Genomic DNA, 17843 nt, shown 5'->3' on the forward strand with positions numbered 1-17843 from the left:
ATCATACTATTGCCAGCCGAATTTGCGCAGATACACGCGTTTCATGAACGTCGTCAGCAGGGTGTAGCAGACGAGGATGCCCAGCAGCCATGGGAAATAGCCCAACGGCAAGGCTTGCAGCTTGAAGTAGGTCGCCAGCGGGCCCATCGGCAGGAACACGCCCACGGCCATGATGATGGTGGTGGCCACCAGCAGGGGCACGGACGCGATGCTGTCGATGAAGGGCAGCTTGGGCGTGCGGATCAGGTGCACGATCAGCGTCTGCGTCAGCAAGCCCACGACGAACCAGCCGGACTGGAACAGGGTCTGCTGTTCCGGTGTATTCGCGCCGAACACATGCCACATCAGGATAAACGTGCTGATGTCGAAGATCGAGCTGATGGGGCCGAAGAACACCATGAAGCGGCCGATGTCGCGCGGGTTCCAGCTCAGCGGCTGCTGGATCAGCTCGGCGTCGACATTGTCGAACGGGATGGCGATCTGCGACACGTCGTACAGCAGGTTTTGCACCAGCAAGTGCAGCGGCAGCATGGGCAGGAACGGCAAAAAGGCGCTGGCCACCAGCACGGAAAACACATTGCCGAAGTTCGAGCTGGCCGTCATGCGGATGTATTTGAGCATGTTGCTGAAGGTGCGGCGGCCTTCCAGCACGCCTTCTTCCAGCACCATCAGGCTTTTTTCCAGCAGGATGATGTCGGCCGCTTCCTTGGCGATATCGACGGCCGAATCGACGGAAATGCCGATGTCGGCCGCGCGCAGGGCGGGCGCGTCGTTGATGCCGTCGCCCATGAAGCCGACGATATGGCCATTGCCGCGCAGGGCGCGCACCAGGCGCTCCTTGTGCAGCGGGCTGAGCTTGGCAAACACGGTATTCTCTTCGGCCGCCCTGGCCAGGGTGGCGTCGTCCATGTCGTCCAGTTGCGGGCCTTGCAGCACGCCATGCACGGCCAGGCCCACTTCGCGGCAGATCTTCGCCGTCACCAGGTGGTTGTCCCCCGTCAATACTTTTACGGTGACGCCATGTTCCGCCAGCGCGCGCAGGGCGGGCGCCGTCGATTCCTTCGGCGGATCGAGAAACGCCACATAGCCGATCAGGGTCAGCGCCGTTTCATCGGCCACGCCATACACGGTTTTATGGGGCGGCACTTCCTTGACGGCCACGGCCACCACGCGCAAGCCTTCCGCATTGAGGCCATGCGTGGTTTCCAGCACCTTGTCCAGCAGGGCGGCGTCGAGCGGCACGTTGACGCCGTTCAGGCGCAGCTGGCTGCAAGCGGCGAGGATTTCCTCGACGGCGCCCTTGCAGATCAGTTCATGGTGGTCATTCTTTTCGGAAACAACGACGGACATGCGGCGGCGCACGAAATCGAACGGGATTTCATCGACTTTCACGTAATCGCGGGCCAGCTGCATTTCCGTCTGCAATTCCACATGGTCGAGCACGGCGCGGTCCAGCAGGTTTTTCAGGCCAGTCTGGTAGTGGCTGTTCAGGTAGGCGAATTGCAGCACTTCATCCGATTGCTGGCCAAACACGTCCGTATGGCGTTCCAGCACGATCTTGTCCTGCGTCAAGGTGCCCGTCTTGTCCGTGCACAAGACATCCATGGCGCCGAAGTTCTGGATGGCGTCCAGGCGTTTCACGACGACCTTCTTTTTCGACAGTTTCACGGCGCCCTTGGCCAGGGTGCTGGTGACGATCATGGGCAGCATTTCCGGCGTCAGGCCCACGGCGACGGACAGGGCAAACAGGAACGCTTCCATCCAGTCGCCCTTGGTCCAGCCATTGATGAGGAACACCAGCGGCGCCATCACGAGGGCGAAGCGGATCAGGAGCCAGCTGACGCTGTTGACGCCCGCCTCGAATGCCGTGGGCGTGCGCTCGGTGGCCGTCACGCGCGTGGCGATGGTGCCGAAATAGGTGCGGTTGCCCGTGGCCAGGACCAGCGCCGTGGCGGCGCCGGAAATGACGTTGGTGCCCATGAACAGCAGATTGGCCAGTTCCATCGGGTCTTTGCCATGGGCATCGGCCAGTTCGGCCATCTTTTCCACCGGCAAGGATTCGCCCGTCATGGCGGCCTGGCTGACGAACAGGTCTTTGGCGGACAGCAAACGGCAGTCGGCGGGGATCATGTCGCCGGCCGACAGCACGATGATGTCGCCCTGCACCAGCTGGCGGATGGGCAGCTCGATCTGCTGGCCATTGCGCAGCACGGTGGCCGTATTGCTGACCATGGCTTTCAGGCGTTCGGCGGCCCGGTTCGAGCGGCCTTCCTGCACGAAACGCAGCAGGGTTGACAAAATCACCATGGTGCCGATGACGATGGTCGCTTTCGGGTCTTCCGTCAGGTAGGACACGATGGCCAGCACGGTGAGCAGCAGGTTGAACGGATTCTTGTAGCACAGCCACAGGTGCTGGTACCAGGCCAGCGGTTTCTCATGCTCGACCTCGTTCGGCCCCGTTTGCGCGCCGATGACTTGCGCCTCGGCATCGCGCAAGCCTTCCAGGCGCGTGTGCAGGCGGTTCAGGGCGCTGTCCAGGTCTTCATGCGCGGCGGCCAGCAGCTGGCGCGCCAGGTGGTCGGGCACGGGCCGGGCAGTGCTGTTTTCCAGCGGCATGGCGCGGCGGCGGAAGTTGCCAGCCGTATGGCGCTTGCGCAGGAACGATTCGAATAAGCGGGTGAAGAGATTCATTGCTCTTCCTTTCACGACGAGGTGTTGACGGGCGGCGCAGCCGCAGGCAAGACTTGCGTGCCGCCAAGACACAATCGTGCTGGCGGGCAATCCGGGTCAGTAGCCGGTCGCGATCGGAAAGAGGGGGGAGAGGCGCGCAGCCGGACTGGCCGCGCGAGACACCGCACCTTGCTCAGCAAGGCACGGAGGAAACGGAATTCCGCGTTGCTTGCTGTTTAGCTGCCGAGGCAATCGCCGATACAAGATCGGCTACTGTCACTAGAACAAGTACCCACGTGGGACTCCGTAAATGAATAATGGGGGCATCTTATGCACGTGCTGCAAGAGTGTCAACTGAAGAAATCTTAGGTTTCCAAAGTGTAATGTGGCTGTGGGTAAATACGAACGATAGATGTCAAATAAGAAAGGTTGATGCGCGGTGCGGGGAGGGCCGAAGCGGCCATTCCCCTTGCTGTGACAATGTGTGATTCTTTCCGTTTGGCAATCCGTTATGCTCGGGTACGCTGATGGGCTGTAAATAGCCATGGTAAACACGATGCAAATACAGAAAAACACATGTCTACGGAATTCATCGTTGGGGCAGTCATAGCCGGACTTGTTGTCATGTTCTTTGCCGGCAAGCACTTTTCAAAAAAAATGCCCAAAGAAACACATTTCGAATGTGCCCGTTGCGGCACGGTTGCACGCCATACCGATCGCACCATCGCAGCCTGGCGTAACAACAAAACCACATTCTTTTGCCAGTCCTGTCATATCAAATGGGTGCATGCCAGGACGCCACGAGAGCGTGCGCGTGGCGCTTCTGCTGCGGGTTCCAGATCGGGGGCGAGATCAGGTTGCCTGGGCGTTGTTGTGCTGTTTGCCGTCGTTCCGCTGGCTGGCTTTCTACTGGTGTACGCCTATGCCTGACCCATTTTTGGCGTGGCGCGCCTCGCCAAAAGCTTCTCGTTCCCTGCCAGTTTCCACGCTGCTGCTTCGCATGTGTGGAAACCCGTGGATGACTGTTTTACGGCAAGCACTATTGGCAGCGACGGACGTCTTTCGCCCCATTGTGTTGAGTAAGTCGAGCGGCAATGATTTCCAGAGGCGTCCGGCCGCCAGGCCGCCGGTGATCGTTCACCGGCGGCGGTACAGGCCAGGCTGGGCTGGCAGGATATTGATCTAAGGGTCTACCTGCCTGAGTTTTTCGACATCATAGGGCGTGACCTGCCAACGACGGCAAGCGGCCAGGAGCAGTTGTTCGAAGCGAAACTTGAGTAACTAAAATCAATGATAAAAATTATGGAATCTCAAATACAACTTCAGTTGGGACAGAAAATTTCTCGCATTTCCTTATTTTTTTTCGCGTCAATTTTCTTTGGCTGCGCCTTTGCTCCTGAAGTTGTACCGGCTAATGTAAGAATTTTTTCCTTGGCTCTATCGGCATTATTTTATTGCGTGGGAAGCAATAAGTCTGCCTTGATTTCACCGACGAAGAGCCTGCAATGGAAGTTCATGCCGCCGATACCACGAGCTTTGTTTCTCGCTTTTTTTCAGTTGCTAGTATTGTCGGCTGTGATGATGCATCCTGGATGCTTAACTTGCCACGAGTTCACTGGACTCTGCTGGCCAGCGAATCGGACAATATCTGCCACAGCGCCGCATGGCGCTGCTGCAGCGCGGCGCCGCCCGCGTAAATCAGTTCCACGTGCAGGCTGTCGACGATGCCCAGGTAGGCTTGCGCGTACAGGTCGATGCGCTGCGGCGGCAGGCGGGGCGCCAGCCGGCCCAGGCTGGCCACGTAATGCCGTTGCAATTGCGCCAGCAAGGCTTCGTAGCCCGTGCCGACTTCCACGCGCAGGGGCGCGGGCGGCAGATACGCCGTGCGCAGCAAAAAGCGCAGATGGGCCGAATCGGCATAGCGCTGCGCCATGCGGTCGCAGTACAGCGAGCCAGCCAGCTGTCCGCCGGGCGCGGCCAGCGCCGTTTCATCGGCAAAGCAGGCGTCCATGAAGGCTTGCTCTTCGGCCAGGGCGTCGGCAAAGACGTCGAGGAAGAGGGCGTCCTTGCCGGCGAAGTGCGAGTACAGCGAAGCCTTGCGCATGCCGGCCTGTGCGGCGATGTCGCTGAGGGACGAGGCATCGTAGCCATGTTCCGAAAAGTGCACGACGGCGACGGCGCAGATGTTATCGGCCGAAGCCGAGCGTTTCTTCATATGAGGGTAGTAGTTGGGTGAAGCGTCAGTGCGCTCCCAGGCTGCTGGCGTGTGCCGGATGGATGCGCGCAGTAGCCAGGGTCAGCCATGATACCAGCAGGCCGGCCACGGTCAAGAACAGCAGCCAGGGCAATGGCCCCCATTCGGACAGGCTGGCCGCCAGCGGCGTGGCCAGGGACGACAAGCTCATCTGGATGGCGCCCAGCAATGCCGCCGTGGAACCGAGCGCGCGCTGCTGCGAGCCCATGGCCATGGCCATCAGCGCCGCTTCCGCGATGCCCAGGCCAAACAGGGCCACGAACATGCCGGGCACGACGGCCATGATTCCCCCTCCGGCCCAGGCGCCGAGCAGGGCCAGCCCCGCACCGCCCAGCATGGCCGCGCTGCCCGCCGCGCTCAGGCGCGCCACGCCATGGCGGCTTACCAGGCGGCCGCTGGCCATCGCGCCCAGCAGCACGGCCACGCCCGTGGCGCCGAACACGAGGCCGAAACTGCCGGCGGACAGGCCGAAATCGCGCTGGTACACGAGCGACGCGCCACCGATATACGCAAACAGGAAAAAGAACGCGGCCGACAGGGCCAGCGTGGGCAGCAGGAAAGCGCGGTCGAGCGCGATGCGCGCATAGGTGCGGTGCATGCCGCGCGGCGAGACCCGCTTGGCGATGGGTAAAGTTTCCGGCAGGAACAGCGTGCTATTGAGCAGGGTCAAGGTCCCCAGCGCGGCCAGGGCCAGCATCACGGCGCGCCAGCCATAATGCGCGTCGAGCAAGCCGCCCACGGCGGGCGCCAGCACGGGCGCCAGGCCCACGATGGTCATCAACAGGGCAAACAGCTGCGCCGCCTGCACGCCGTCGGCCACGTCGCGCACCATGCTCATTACCACGACCAGGGTCAGCGCCGCGCCCAGGCCCTGCACCGTCCGTGCCAGCAGCAGGGTGTGCAATTGCTCCGCCTGCGACGCCCATACGGCCGCCACGATGTAGACGGCGATGCCGGCCAGCAATGGACGGCGCCGGCCCAGCATGTCCGTCAGCGGCCCGCACAGCAGCTGCCCGCCGCCCAGGGCCAGCAGGAAGACGGTCAGGCTCAGCTGCACATTCGCATACGAGGTGTGCAGCTCGCGCGCCATGGCGGGCATTGAGGCCAGGTACATGTCGATGCCGGCCGGACCGAGCACGGCCACGAGGGCCAGGGAAGCCGCCAGCCCGAGACTGGCGGCGGGGAGAGTGGTTTGCTGCTGCATTGCGCTTCCTTCATCTATCAAAAAACGGGGCATGGACGCCGCTGTGTTTTTCATTGTACACTTACTGCCTACCGGTAGGTAGTTAATCCGATCAATGAAAAGGTGAGAACGATGAAAGAAGAAATCATGACTTGCACATTGCCTCTGCAAGGAGAACGGGCATGACGGAAGTGGGAATTTCGCTCAGCTGCGTGGCCGCGGCGCTGTTGTTTGCCGCCTGGAGTTCGCACCGCAGCCGCTGCGAGCGGCGTGATGTCGTGTTGCTGACGATACTCGGCACTACCCTAGGGCTGCCGGGCTCTGTCTTGCTGGCGCTGTAGAGCGCGCACAAAAAAACGGCAGACCTTGCGGCCTGCCGTTCTGTTTTACTCTTGCCCGGCTAGCCGGGCAAATCAGTTTTACTCTTCTTCATATGAGCTGATCGGTGCGCAGCCGCAGAACAGGTTGCGGTCGCCGTACACGTTGTCGGCGCGGCCGACCGGTGGCCAGTATTTGCGCTGGCGCAAGGAAGCGACGGGGTAGGCCGCAATTTCACGGCTGTACTTGCGTTCCCAGTTGTCCGACATCAATACCTGTGCCGTGTGCGGCGCGTTCTTCAACGGGTTGTCGTCGTGGTCGAATTCGCCGCTGGCGACCTTGGCGATTTCGCCGCGGATGGCGATCATGGCGTCGATGAAGCGGTCGATTTCCACTTTCGATTCGCTTTCCGTCGGCTCGATCATCAGCGTGCCCGGCACGGGGAAGCTCATGGTCGGCGCATGGAAACCGAAGTCCATCAGGCGCTTGGCCACGTCTTCGTTGCTGATGCCGGTGGCGTCCGTGATCGGGCGCAGGTCCAGGATGCACTCGTGCGCGACCAGGCCGTCGTGGCCCGAGTACAGCACCGGGTAGTGCGGCGCCAGGCGGCGCGCGATGTAGTTTGCCGCCAGGATCGCCGTCTCGGTCGCTGCCGTCAAGCCTTCCGCGCCCATCATGGCGATGTACATCCACGAAATCGGCAGGATGCTGGCCGAGCCGAATGGCGCGGCGCTGACGGCGCCGATGCCGGCGACGTCGCGCTGGTAGCCCGACGAACGCTGGTTCGGCAGGAATTTCGCCAGGTGGGCGCCCACGCCGATCGGGCCGACGCCTGGGCCGCCGCCGCCGTGCGGGATGCAGAAGGTTTTGTGCAGGTTCAGGTGCGACACGTCGCCGCCAAACGAGCCGGGAGCGGCCACGCCGACCAGCGCATTCATGTTGGCGCCGTCGATGTAGACCTGGCCGCCGTGCGAGTGGATGATTTCGCACAGTTCCTGGATGCCTTCTTCAAACACGCCGTGGGTGGACGGGTAGGTGACCATCACGCAGGCCAGGTTGGCGCTGTGCTTTTCCGCTTTCGCCTTCAGGTCGGCCAGGTCCACGTTGCCGTTGGCGTCGCAGCTGGTGACGACGACCTGCATGCCGACCATGTTGGCCGAGGCAGGGTTGGTGCCGTGCGCCGACGATGGAATCAGACAGATGTTGCGGTGGCCTTCGCCGCGCGATTCGTGGTACGCCTTGATCACCAGCAGACCCGCGTATTCGCCCTGCGAGCCGGCGTTCGGCTGCAGCGAGACGGCAGCGTAGCCCGTCAGCGCGCACAGCATCTCTTCCAGCTGCGCGATCATTTCGCGGTAGCCGACCGTTTGCGCATCGGGCGCGAACGGGTGGATGTTCGAAAATTCCGGCCAGGTGACGGGGATCATTTCGCTCGTCGCGTTCAGCTTCATGGTGCACGAACCGAGCGGGATCATGGTGCGGTCCAGCGCCAGGTCCTTGTCGGCCAGGCTGCGCAGGTAGCGCAGCATTTCGTGTTCCGAGTGGTAGCTGTTGAAGACGGGGTGGGTCAGGTAGGCGCTCTCGCGCGCCAGGTTGGCCGGCAGCGCGCTGGTCACCGCCGCTTCGACGGCGTCCAGGTCCGGGGCGGCAGGCGCGTTGGCCAGGCCGTGCGCGAACACTTTCCACAGCAGCGCGATATCGTCGCGCGTGGTGGTTTCGTCAAGCGACACGCCGACATGGGTGTTGTCGATCTTGCGCAGGTTGACGCCGTGGTGCATGGCCGTCGCGTGCAGCTGCGCCGCATCGGCGACGTTGATCGTCAGGGTGTCGAAGTAGCTCGCGTTGACGACGCCATAGCCCAGGGTTTTCAGGTTGGCGGCCAGCACGCCCGTGTATCGGTGCACGCGCTGGGCGATCTGCAGCAGGCCGGCGGGGCCGTGGTAGACGGCGTACATCGAGGCCATCACGGCCAGCAGCACTTGCGCCGTGCAGATGTTGGACGTCGCTTTTTCGCGGCGGATATGCTGTTCGCGCGTTTGCAGGGCCAGACGGTACGCCTTGTTGCCTTGCGCATCGACGGTCACGCCCACCAGGCGGCCTGACATATTGCGCTTGAATTCATCGCGCGTGGATAGGTAGCCCGCGTGCGGGCCGCCGAAACCGAGCGGCACGCCGAAGCGCTGGCTGTTGCCGACGACGACGTCGGCGCCCCATTCGCCAGGAGGGGTCAGCATGGTCAGGGCCAGCAGGTCGGCCGCGACGATGACCATGGCGCCATTCGCGTGCAGTTTTTCCACGCCGGCGCGGTAGTCGCGGACTAAGCCGTTCACGCCAGGGTATTGCAGCAGCACGCCGAAGCAGGCGTCCAGCGCTTCGATTTCAGCCGGATCAAACGTACGCACTTCGATGCCGATCGGCTGGGCGCGCGTCTGCACCACTTCCAGCGTTTGCGGCAGCACGTCATTGGCGACGTACAGCACGTTCGACTTCGACTTGCCCACGCGCTGGATCAGCGTCATCGCTTCGGCGGCGGCCGTGCCTTCGTCCAGCATCGAGGCGTTCGAGATGCCCATGCCGGTCAAATCCGTGATCACTTGCTGGAAATTCAAAATCGCTTCCAGGCGGCCTTGCGAAATCTCAGGCTGGTAAGGCGTGTAAGCCGTGTACCAGGCGGGATTTTCAAAGATGTTGCGCAAAACGACACCAGGGGTAAACGTGTTGTAGTAGCCTTGGCCAATCAGGGATTTGAGCACCTGGTTCTTGCCGGCGATGGCTTTCAGGCGCGACAGGGCTTCCTGTTCCGGCATCGGCTGCGAGTACGCGCCCAATGGCAGGGCGCCCTTGTTGCGGATGTTGGCCGGTACCAGGGCGTCGATCAGCGCGGCGCGCGATGGATAGCCGAGGGTCGCCAGCATGGCTTGCTGTTCGGTGACGGAAGGGCCGATGTGGCGGGCGATGAAGGCATCGCGTGCTTCGAGTTGGGTCAGGCTGGTGCGGGTCATGATATAGAGGCCAAAAAAGACTGAAAAACCGGGATGCGGCGCGCGGGCGCGGCGGCGGGGTATAGCTACAAAATTAAATGCAAACGGGCCGCAAACGCGGCCCGTGAGTCAAACGCGATCAGGCGCCGGTGGTGGCGCCATAGGCGGCAGCGTCGAGCAAGCCGTCCAGGGCCGACACGTCGGCTGGCTTGATCTTGAACAGCCAGTTGGCGTAGGCGTCGGCGTTGATCGACTCGGGCGAGTTGACCACGTCGTCGTTGACGGCCACGACTTCGCCGGCGATCGGCGCGTAGATGTCGCTCGCTGCCTTGACCGATTCCACCACGGCGGCGTCGTCGCCGGCGCCGTAGCTGTTGCCCACGGTTGGCAGTTCGACGAAGACGATGTCGCCCAGGGCGTCCTGCGCGTACTCGGTGATGCCGACGGTGATCGTGCCGTCGCCTTCAAGGCGTACCCATTCGTGGGAAGCGGTGTACTTCAGGTCTGCAGGAATGTTCATGTGTGGCTCCAGATGGTAAGTGTTCGTTATTGATTATGGTTGTACGGTCTTGCGGGCGGCTCTATAAATACGCTTACGCAGCCAGGATTTTACCGTTACGCACGAAAGGCAGCTTGACGACGGAAGCGGCCAGCTGCTTGCCGCGGATTTCCACGTGCACGGTGTCGCCCACGTTGACGCCGTTCGGCACGCGCGCGAGAGCAATGGCTTCCTGCATGGTCGGGCTGAAGGTGCCGCTGGTGATTTCACCGGTGGCGTCGCTGCCGGCAATGATGACTTTTTGATGGGCGCGCAGCACGCCGCCTTTTTCGCGCAGGATCAGGCCCACGAATTGCGCGTTCTGGCCTTTCGCCAGCAGGGCGGCCTTGCCGATGAAGTCGCGCTCGCTGACCAGGTCGATGGTCCACGCCAGGCCCGCGTCCAGCGGGTTGACGGTTTCGTCCATGTCCTGGCCGTACAGATTCATGCCCGCTTCCAGGCGCAGGGTGTCGCGCGCACCGAGGCCGGCCGGCTTGACGCCGGCGGCAGCCAGGGCGTTCCACAGCGCTTCCACCTGGGTGGCGGCCACGCCGATTTCAAAGCCGTCTTCGCCCGTGTAGCCGGTGCGCGCCAGCATGACTTCGCCGAAGGCCGTGTCCTTGACGATGACGACATTGAAGGGCTTGATGGCTTCGGACGCGGCTTGCGTTTCCGGCAGCACTTGCCACACCTTGGCGCGCGCGTTCGGGCCTTGCACGGCCACCAGGGCCATCGGATTGTTGGCATTGCGGCGCTCGGTGATCGTCAGGCCGCTGTTGGTGTTGGTGTTTTGCTGCTGCATCCACGCCACGTCTTTTTCAGCCGTGCCCGCGTTGACGACGAGGCGGAACCAGTTTTCGTTGAAGAAGTAGACGATCAGGTCATCGATGACGGTACCTTCGGCATTCAACATGCACGAATACAGCGCCTTGCCCGACACTTGCAGCTTGTCAACGTTGTTGGCCAGCAAGCCGCGCAGGAAGGCGCGCACGTTGGGGCCTTCGATATCGACCACGCACATATGGGACACGTCGAACATGCCGGCGTCGCCGCGCACGGCGTTGTGTTCTTCGATTTGCGAGCCGTAGTTGACGGGCATGTCCCAGCCGCCGAAATCGACCATGCGGGCGCCGAGGGCACGGTGGGCGTTGTTGAGTGGGGTCGCTTTGAGCGTCATGGATTCCTCGGGACGAAGGTAAAGGGGGAAGTTAACAAAACATAGAATAGCCAAACACGGCTTTCCAGCGTGATCACTGACCCCCCTGTCCTTTGTACCTGAGAGATTACGGGGAGCTTGCCCCGTGCGCCCCTTCGGTGGGCCGCCGGCATGTGCCGCGGCCGCTCTCCAGAGTTGAGCTAAAACGTGTCGCCAAAGCAACAGCTTCAGTCCGCCTGATCGGTCCTTTTGCCTGAGAGTTTTTGGGTAGTGCCCCTTCGGCGGCAACGCTGGGTTGCCCTCTCCCGATCAAGTGGGAGGAATATATGCCAGCAGGGTGTTTCTGTCAATCTGAAAAGACGTTGCCAAATTGCAGCAAAAGTCCCGGTTTGCGGGGCTGGGAGGGGTGCTGGCCCGGTGCAAAAGGGCGCCCGGCCGCGCGGGAATGCGCTATGATGAAATCCTGGCTTTCTTGCGGGTGCCTGCCATGAACACTACACAAAGCGAGACGCAAAACAACACCGAGCAGCACGGTTACTTTACCCTCTCGGGCGATGTCAACAGCGACATGGTGCGGCGCGTCTTCAACGCCGTGGCCGACATCACGGAAGACAAGCTCACCACCGCGCACATCCTGATCCAGTCCAACGGCGGCTACGTCAGCGACGGCATCTGTCTGTACAACTTCCTCAGCAAGTTGCCGTTCGACATCATTACCTACAACGCGGGCGCCGTGGCGTCCATCGCCGTGACCCTGTTCTTGTCGGGGCGGCACCGCCATGCCAGCGACACGGCCCGCTTCATGGTGCACAAGTCGCATGCGACAGCCTCGCCCGGTTCGCGCCCCGATGCGCTCAGCATCATCGTCGAAGGCTTGCGCGCCGACGACATGCGCACCGAGCGCATCCTGCGTGGCCACGTCAGCCTGACGGAAGAGCAGTGGCAGGTGCACGCGTATTCCGACCTGCACCTGACGGCCGACCAGGCGCTGGAAGTGGGCATGGTCGAATCGATCCGTGATTTTGCACCCCCCAAGGGCAAGCGCCTGACGAATATCTGAGGCGTCGCCGGTGCGGCATCCGCGAGAATATTTTCATATGGCAATTTTCGAAGTGGAAATTGTAATGGAATGTAATTCTTGCCCGTAGTTGATAAAAACCCGGGTGCAAGCAGGGCCAGTCGTGGCATAGTGCACGCTGATCATGAAATAAGCGTAGGCACGATGACTTGGTGGAATGGGATTTCTTTTGCGGCCGACATGTCCGTGATGGGACCGGCTGGCGTGGCGATCGCCCTGTGGCTGCTCGTGTCGCGCCAGTGGCGGCTGGTACTCAGCTGGAGCTTGTGGTATGGCGGCGGCCTGGCCCTCGTGGTGCTGTCGAAGCTGGCCTTCATGAGCTGGGGCGTGGGCAGCAGCACGCTCGACTTTACCGGTTTCAGCGGCCACGCCATGCGCGCCGGCGCCGTGTTTCCCGTGCTGATGTATGTGCTGCTGCAGCGGGCCGCGCCGCGCTGGCGCCATGCCGGCGTGCTCGTCGGCGTGGCCTTTGCCGTGCTGGTGGCCATTTCGCGCGTGGTCGTGCATGCGCACAGCGTGTCGGAAGCCGTCAGCGGCTGCGTGCTGGGCCTGGCGCTGGCGCTGGGCTTCATGTGGAATGCCCGTGGCGCCGTCAATTTCGCCGTCAGCCATGCGCTGGCCCTGGCCAGCCTGGTACTGATGGTGGTGCTGAGCTTCAAGGCCGAACCCATGCCGACCGAGCAATGGCTGCAAAAACTGGCCATGGTGCTGTCCGGCCATGAGCGCGTTTTTTCCCGCGCGGACTGGAAACTGGCGCAGGATGGCCGCCCAGCCCGTTGAGATGGTGCCCGCCGGCACTTGACGCTGCTGTTTTTTGGCCAGAAAAGCATCAGGAAATGGTATGATGAACCACTTTTTTTTGCGGCGGGCGGCCAGGCTGCCGTCGCAATGGTGCATCTGAACTGAATATGAACCGGGTTCGCCGATAATTCAACCGCCAGCATAGGCCAGGAACTCTAAAACACGTGCGTCTCTCTTCCATCAAGTTGTCGGGATTTAAGTCTTTCGTCGATCCCACCAATTTCCAGGTGCCAGGCCAGCTCGTGGGCGTGGTCGGACCGAATGGCTGCGGCAAGTCGAACATCATCGACGCCGTGCGCTGGGTGCTGGGCGAGTCGAAAGCGTCGGAGTTGCGCGGCGAGTCGATGCAGGACGTCATCTTCAACGGCTCCACGCACCGCAAGCCGGCCGGCCGCGCTTCCGTGGAGCTGGTGTTCGACAACAACGATGGCAAGGCATCCGGCCAGTGGGGCCAGTACGCCGAGATCGCCGTCAAGCGCACCCTGACGCGCGACGGCACCTCCACCTATTACATCAATGGCCAGCCCGTGCGCCGGCGCGACATCCAGGACATCTTCCTCGGCACGGGTCTCGGTCCGCGCGCCTACGCCATCATCGGCCAGGGCATGATTTCGCGCATCATCGAATCGCGGCCCGAAGAATTGCGCGTCTTCCTCGAAGAAGCGGCCGGTGTCTCCAAATACAAGGAACGCCGCCGCGAGACGGAAAACCGGCTGCAGGACACGCGCGAGAATTTGCTGCGCGTGGAAGACATCTTGCGCGAACTCAATGCCAACCTGGAAAAGCTGGAAGCGCAGGCGGCCGTGGCCACGCGTTTCCACGCCTTGCAGGCGGACCAGGAAGAAAAACAGAAATTGCTGTGGCTGTTGCGCAAGAACGAGGCGCAAAACGAGCAGACGCGCTATTTCCGCGAAGTGGAACAGGCGCAGACGGACCTGGAAGAGCAGACGGCCAAGCTGCGCAATGTCGAGCTGACCCTGGAACAGATGCGCCAGGCGCACTTTGCCGTGGGCGACCGCCTGCATACGGCGCAAGGCCATCTGTACCAGACGAATGCGGAAATCGGCAGCCTGGAAGCGCAGATCAAGTTCGTCATCGAATCGCGCGCCCGCCTGCAGGCCCAGCTGGCCACCTTGACGGCCCAGCGCGACCAGTGGAACAGCCAGGGCAGCGAATACCAGGAACAGATCGAAGAGGCGGAATTCCACCTCGAGGAACTGGCCGCGAAGGTGGAACAGTCGCAAATGATGGCCGAGCAGAAGGGCGAGCAATTGCCCGAGCTGGACGCCGCCTGGCGCGCCGCGCAGAACAAGAGCACGGAATCGCGCGCGCGGATCATGCAGGCCCAGCAGCAGCTGGAACTGGAATCGGCGCACCAGCGCAACGCCTCCAACATCCTGGCCAGCCTCTTGAGCCGCCGTGAGCGCCTGCAGCAGGAAAAGAACAGTCTGAGTTTGCCTGACAGCAGCCATCTGGAAAACCTGAAACTGCAGCTGGAAGAAAAACAGCAAACCCTGGAAGAGCAGGGCTTCTACCTGGAAGAAGCGCTGGAGCAGCAGCCCAAGCTGGAACAGGAACGGGCCGAAGCCCAGGCACAGGTCAATGCCGAAACGGCGGCCAACGCCCAGCTGGAAGCGCGTCTTTCTGCTTTGAAACAATTGCAGGAACGGGTGCAGACGCAGGGCAAGGTCCAGCCGTGGCTGAAAAAGCACGAGCTCGACACCTTGCCCCGCCTGTGGCAAAAGCTGCAGATCGAAGCGGGCTGGGAAGCGGCCATGGAATCGATCTTGCGCGAGCGCACGTCGGCCCTGCAACTGTCGAATATCGACTGGGCCAAGGCCTTCTTTGCGGACGCGCCGCCGGCCAAGCTGGCCCTGTATGCGCCATCGACGGTGGCGCCGTTGCCGCTGCCGGACGTGCCAGGCCTGAAACCGTTTTTGAACTTGCTGAAACTCAACGATCCCGGCTTGCGCGGCTTGCTGCAGGATTGGCTGTACAACGCCTACGCCGTGGAAGACGCGGCCGAGGCGTTGGCCGAACGGGCGAAATTGCCGCCGGGCGGCTATTTCGTCACGCGGCTTGGGCACGTGGTCACGGCCACCAGCGTGCGCTTCTATGCGGCCGATTCGGAGCAGGAAGGCATGCTGGGCCGCCAGCAGGAAATCGACAATATCGGCAAGCAGTTGCGCGCGCAGCAACTACTGGCCGAAGAGGCGCGCGCCCGTTCCGTGCGGGCCGACGCCGCCGTGGGAACCTTGACGCGCAACCTGTCCGACTTGCGCTTGCGCATACAGCAACTGACGTCTTCCGTGCATACTCTGCAACTGGACGTGGTGAAACTGTCGGAAGTGGAAGCGCGCTTCAACCAGCGCAGCACGCAGATCGGCGCCGACCTGGCGGAAATTGCCGCGCAGGAAGCGGAGCAGCAGCAGATCAAGGCCGAATCGGAAGAGAAATTCGAGCAGCTGGACATGGAACTGGGCAACCTGCAGGAAGCGCACGAAGACGGCCATACGGACTTCCTGCAGAAGGAACAGCGTCTGGCCGAGGCGCGCGAAGCCTTGCGCGACCTGGAGCGGGCCGCCAAGGATACGGAATACGCGGAAAAAGCCCACCGCGCGAAGATCGAGGAATTGCGCCGCAATATCGCCACGGCCAGTACGCAGGCCCAGCAAGTAACGGCCAGCCTGCAGGCGGGCGAACTGGAACTGGCCAACCTGGAAAGCGGCGCGGCCGCCGACGGCTTGCAGGACTTGCTCGAGCGCCGCACCACGCAGGAGCGGGCGCTGGCCGACGCGCGCCATGAACTCGATCAAATTACGCAGCAGCTGCGCCTGTCCGAAGATGCGCGCACGCAATCGGAACGCAGCCTGCAGCCGCAGCGCGACAAGATCATGGAAATGCAGCTCAAGGAACAGGCCGCGCGCCTGAACCAGGAGCAGTTCGCCCAGCAACTGCTGGAGTCGGGCGCCGACGAGGCCGCCTTGACGGAAAAATTGCATCCGGACATGCGCCCCTCGTATCTGCAGGGCGAAGTCACGCGCCTGACCAACGCCATCACGTCGCTGGGCGCCGTCAACCTGGCCGCGCTGGACGAACTGGCGCAGGCATCCGAGCGCAAGAATTTCCTCGACGCCCAGAATGCCGACCTGACGGAAGCGATCAACACGCTGGAAGACGCGATCCACAAGATCGACAAGGAAACGCGCGACTTGCTGCAAGACACGTTCGACAAGGTCAATCACCACTTTTCCGAGCTGTTCCCCATCCTGTTCGGCGGGGGCCAGGCCAGGCTGACCATGACGGGCGACGAGATTCTCGATTCCGGTGTACAAGTCATGGCGCAGCCTCCCGGCAAGAAAAATGCCACCATCCACCTGTTGTCCGGTGGAGAGAAGGCGCTGACCGCGACCGCATTGGTGTTTTCCATGTTCCGCCTGAATCCGGCGCCGTTCTGCCTGCTCGATGAAGTCGATGCACCGCTGGACGATTCGAACACGGAACGCTTCTGCCGCATGGTCAAGCGCATGTCCGACCAGACCCAATTCCTTTTCATTTCGCATAACAAGATTGCGATGGAAATGGCCCATCAATTGATCGGTGTGACGATGCAGGAGCAGGGCGTATCGCGCATCGTGGCGGTGGACATGGAGTCCGCCGCAAATTTTGCAACCGAGGCACAAGCAGCATGACAGACCTTCAAATTACCTTGTTCGGCGCCGGCGGCGTCTTTATCGTCGGTGTTTTCTCCTACAACAAATGGCAGGAATACAAGGCCAAGAAAAGCGTGGAGCGGGCTTTTTCCACCGACCACGACGACGTGCTGATGCGCGACGGCGATGCGCCGGCAGTGGAGGCCCAGGAACCCGTCCTGCGCCAGGAACCGCGCTTTGACGCCGCGCCCGCCGCCAAGGCCGAACCGTCGTTCGGCGCGCCGCCGACGGCGCCCGTGCCCGACGCCCCCGTGCATGCGGAACCATCGCTCGGCGAAGCTGGCGTCGAGGCGCCTGCTGCCGTGGCCGCGCCGCTGCAGCAGGAAGTCAGCGCCGCCAGCGAGCAGGCGACCAGCCTGGTCGACCCGCTGATCGATTGCCTGCTGCCTTTGTCGCTGGAAGCGCCCGTGCGCGGCGACAAGATCCTGCCCGTGCTGCAAACCTTGCGCCTGGTGGGCAACAAGCCCGTCCATTTCATTGGTTTGCACGTGAATGGCGACTGGGAACCGATCACGCATGGCGGTGTCTACACCAAGATGCAGGGCGGCGTGCAGCTGGCCAGCCGCAGCACGGCCCTGAATGAACTCGAATACTCGGAACTGGTCACGCGCCTGCGCGGCGTCGCCGACGAGATCGGCGCCGAGCCGGAAGTGCCGGACATGATGGAAGTGATGGCCGAAGCGCGCAATCTGCACCGTTTCGTGGCCGGCCACGACGCCCAGTTGGGCGTCAACCTGCACACGAATGGCGCGCCATGGGCCATTTCCACCTTGCTGTTCGCGCTGGAAAAGCAGGGCTTCGACGTGCGTCCCGATGGCCGTTTCGTCATGCCCGACGGCGACGGCAGCTATCTGTTCTCGCTGTCGACGAATGTCACCCTGGCCGAGGAAACCACGTCCCGTTTGACTCTGCTGCTGGACGTGCCCTGCGTGGCGCCCGCGCGCGACGGTTTCGGCGCCATGGTCGCTTGCGCCAAGGCACTGGTGGGCCGCCTCGACGCCACCATCGTCGATGATTACAACCAGGCCCTGTCCGATGCGGCGCTGGCCGAGATCGCCGGCCAGGTGCAAGAGTTTTACCAGGAAATGGATGCGGCCGACATTCCGGCCGGTTCCACCCGCGCCCTGCGTTTATTTAGCTGAAGAATCCCG

General features: G+C 62.4%; 12 protein-coding genes and 2 riboswitches. Of the genes, 6 read left to right on the forward strand and 6 right to left on the reverse strand.

Annotation, left to right across the window (positions count from 1 at the left end; translation table 11 throughout):
• Positions 1-6: 6 nt before the first annotated feature.
• Entirely contained in the window at positions 7-2691 is a 2685-nt protein-coding gene (mgtA, locus tag AC1RJW_RS15445) for a magnesium-translocating P-type ATPase (protein ID WP_493045682.1), read from the reverse strand.
• 555 nt (positions 2692-3246) lie between these two features.
• On the opposite strand from mgtA, the gene AC1RJW_RS15450 reads away from it, so the two are divergent.
• Positions 3247-3600 (forward strand): hypothetical protein, encoded by a 354-nt coding sequence (locus tag AC1RJW_RS15450; protein ID WP_493045683.1) that lies wholly within the window; start codon positions 3247-3249, stop codon positions 3598-3600.
• Between the two features lie 682 nt (positions 3601-4282).
• On the opposite strand, the gene AC1RJW_RS15455 is transcribed toward AC1RJW_RS15450, so the two are convergent.
• Both AC1RJW_RS15455 and AC1RJW_RS15460 read right to left on the reverse strand, forming a co-directional pair.
• A complete protein-coding gene (locus AC1RJW_RS15455) occupies positions 4283-4885 on the reverse strand; it encodes a TetR/AcrR family transcriptional regulator (RefSeq protein WP_493045684.1) in 603 nt (200 codons plus the stop codon).
• 25 nt (positions 4886-4910) lie between these two features.
• On the reverse strand, positions 4911-6128 hold the full coding sequence (locus AC1RJW_RS15460) for a Bcr/CflA family efflux MFS transporter (protein ID WP_493045685.1): 1218 nt from the start codon (positions 6126-6128) through the stop codon (positions 4911-4913).
• Between the two features lie 161 nt (positions 6129-6289).
• On the opposite strand from AC1RJW_RS15460, the gene AC1RJW_RS15465 reads away from it, so the two are divergent.
• Complete coding sequence (locus AC1RJW_RS15465) at positions 6290-6448, forward strand: hypothetical protein (protein ID WP_493045686.1); 159 nt, start codon at positions 6290-6292, stop codon at positions 6446-6448.
• Between the two features lie 78 nt (positions 6449-6526).
• On the opposite strand, the gene gcvP is transcribed toward AC1RJW_RS15465, so the two are convergent.
• The 3 genes from gcvP to gcvT form a co-directional block, all read right to left on the reverse strand.
• Positions 6527-9427, reverse strand: coding sequence for an aminomethyl-transferring glycine dehydrogenase (gene gcvP, locus AC1RJW_RS15470; protein ID WP_493045687.1), 2901 nt, complete (start codon positions 9425-9427; stop codon positions 6527-6529).
• A 118-nt stretch (positions 9428-9545) separates the two neighbouring features.
• A complete protein-coding gene (gene gcvH / locus AC1RJW_RS15475) occupies positions 9546-9926 on the reverse strand; it encodes a glycine cleavage system protein GcvH (protein ID WP_305055181.1) in 381 nt (126 codons plus the stop codon).
• Positions 9927-9999: 73 nt separating this feature from the next.
• Positions 10000-11121, reverse strand: coding sequence for a glycine cleavage system aminomethyltransferase GcvT (gcvT, locus tag AC1RJW_RS15480; protein WP_077403330.1), 1122 nt, complete (start codon positions 11119-11121; stop codon positions 10000-10002).
• 75 nt (positions 11122-11196) lie between these two features.
• Positions 11197-11303, reverse strand: a riboswitch (glycine riboswitch).
• Positions 11304-11331: 28 nt separating this feature from the next.
• Positions 11332-11418, reverse strand: a riboswitch (glycine riboswitch).
• A gap of 169 nt (positions 11419-11587) precedes the next feature.
• On the opposite strand from gcvT, the gene AC1RJW_RS15485 reads away from it, so the two are divergent.
• The 4 genes from AC1RJW_RS15485 to AC1RJW_RS15500 all read left to right on the forward strand — a co-directional run bounded on the left by AC1RJW_RS15485 (position 11588) and on the right by AC1RJW_RS15500 (position 17834).
• A complete protein-coding gene (locus tag AC1RJW_RS15485) occupies positions 11588-12160 on the forward strand; it encodes an ATP-dependent Clp protease proteolytic subunit (protein ID WP_493045688.1) in 573 nt (190 codons plus the stop codon).
• A 198-nt stretch (positions 12161-12358) separates the two neighbouring features.
• A complete protein-coding gene (locus AC1RJW_RS15490; RefSeq protein WP_493045690.1) occupies positions 12359-12958 on the forward strand; it encodes a phosphatase PAP2 family protein in 600 nt (199 codons plus the stop codon).
• A gap of 185 nt (positions 12959-13143) precedes the next feature.
• Positions 13144-16671: a chromosome segregation protein SMC gene (gene smc / locus AC1RJW_RS15495; protein WP_493045691.1), complete on the forward strand. Its 3528-nt coding sequence runs from the start codon at positions 13144-13146 to the stop codon at positions 16669-16671.
• Entirely contained in the window at positions 16668-17834 is a 1167-nt protein-coding gene (locus AC1RJW_RS15500; RefSeq protein WP_493045692.1) for a cell division protein ZipA C-terminal FtsZ-binding domain-containing protein, read from the forward strand. The genes smc and AC1RJW_RS15500 overlap by 4 nt, the downstream gene beginning before the upstream one ends.
• Positions 17835-17843: the final 9 nt, after the last annotated feature.

Source organism: Janthinobacterium sp. GW822-FHT07A03 (genome assembly GCF_058798815.1).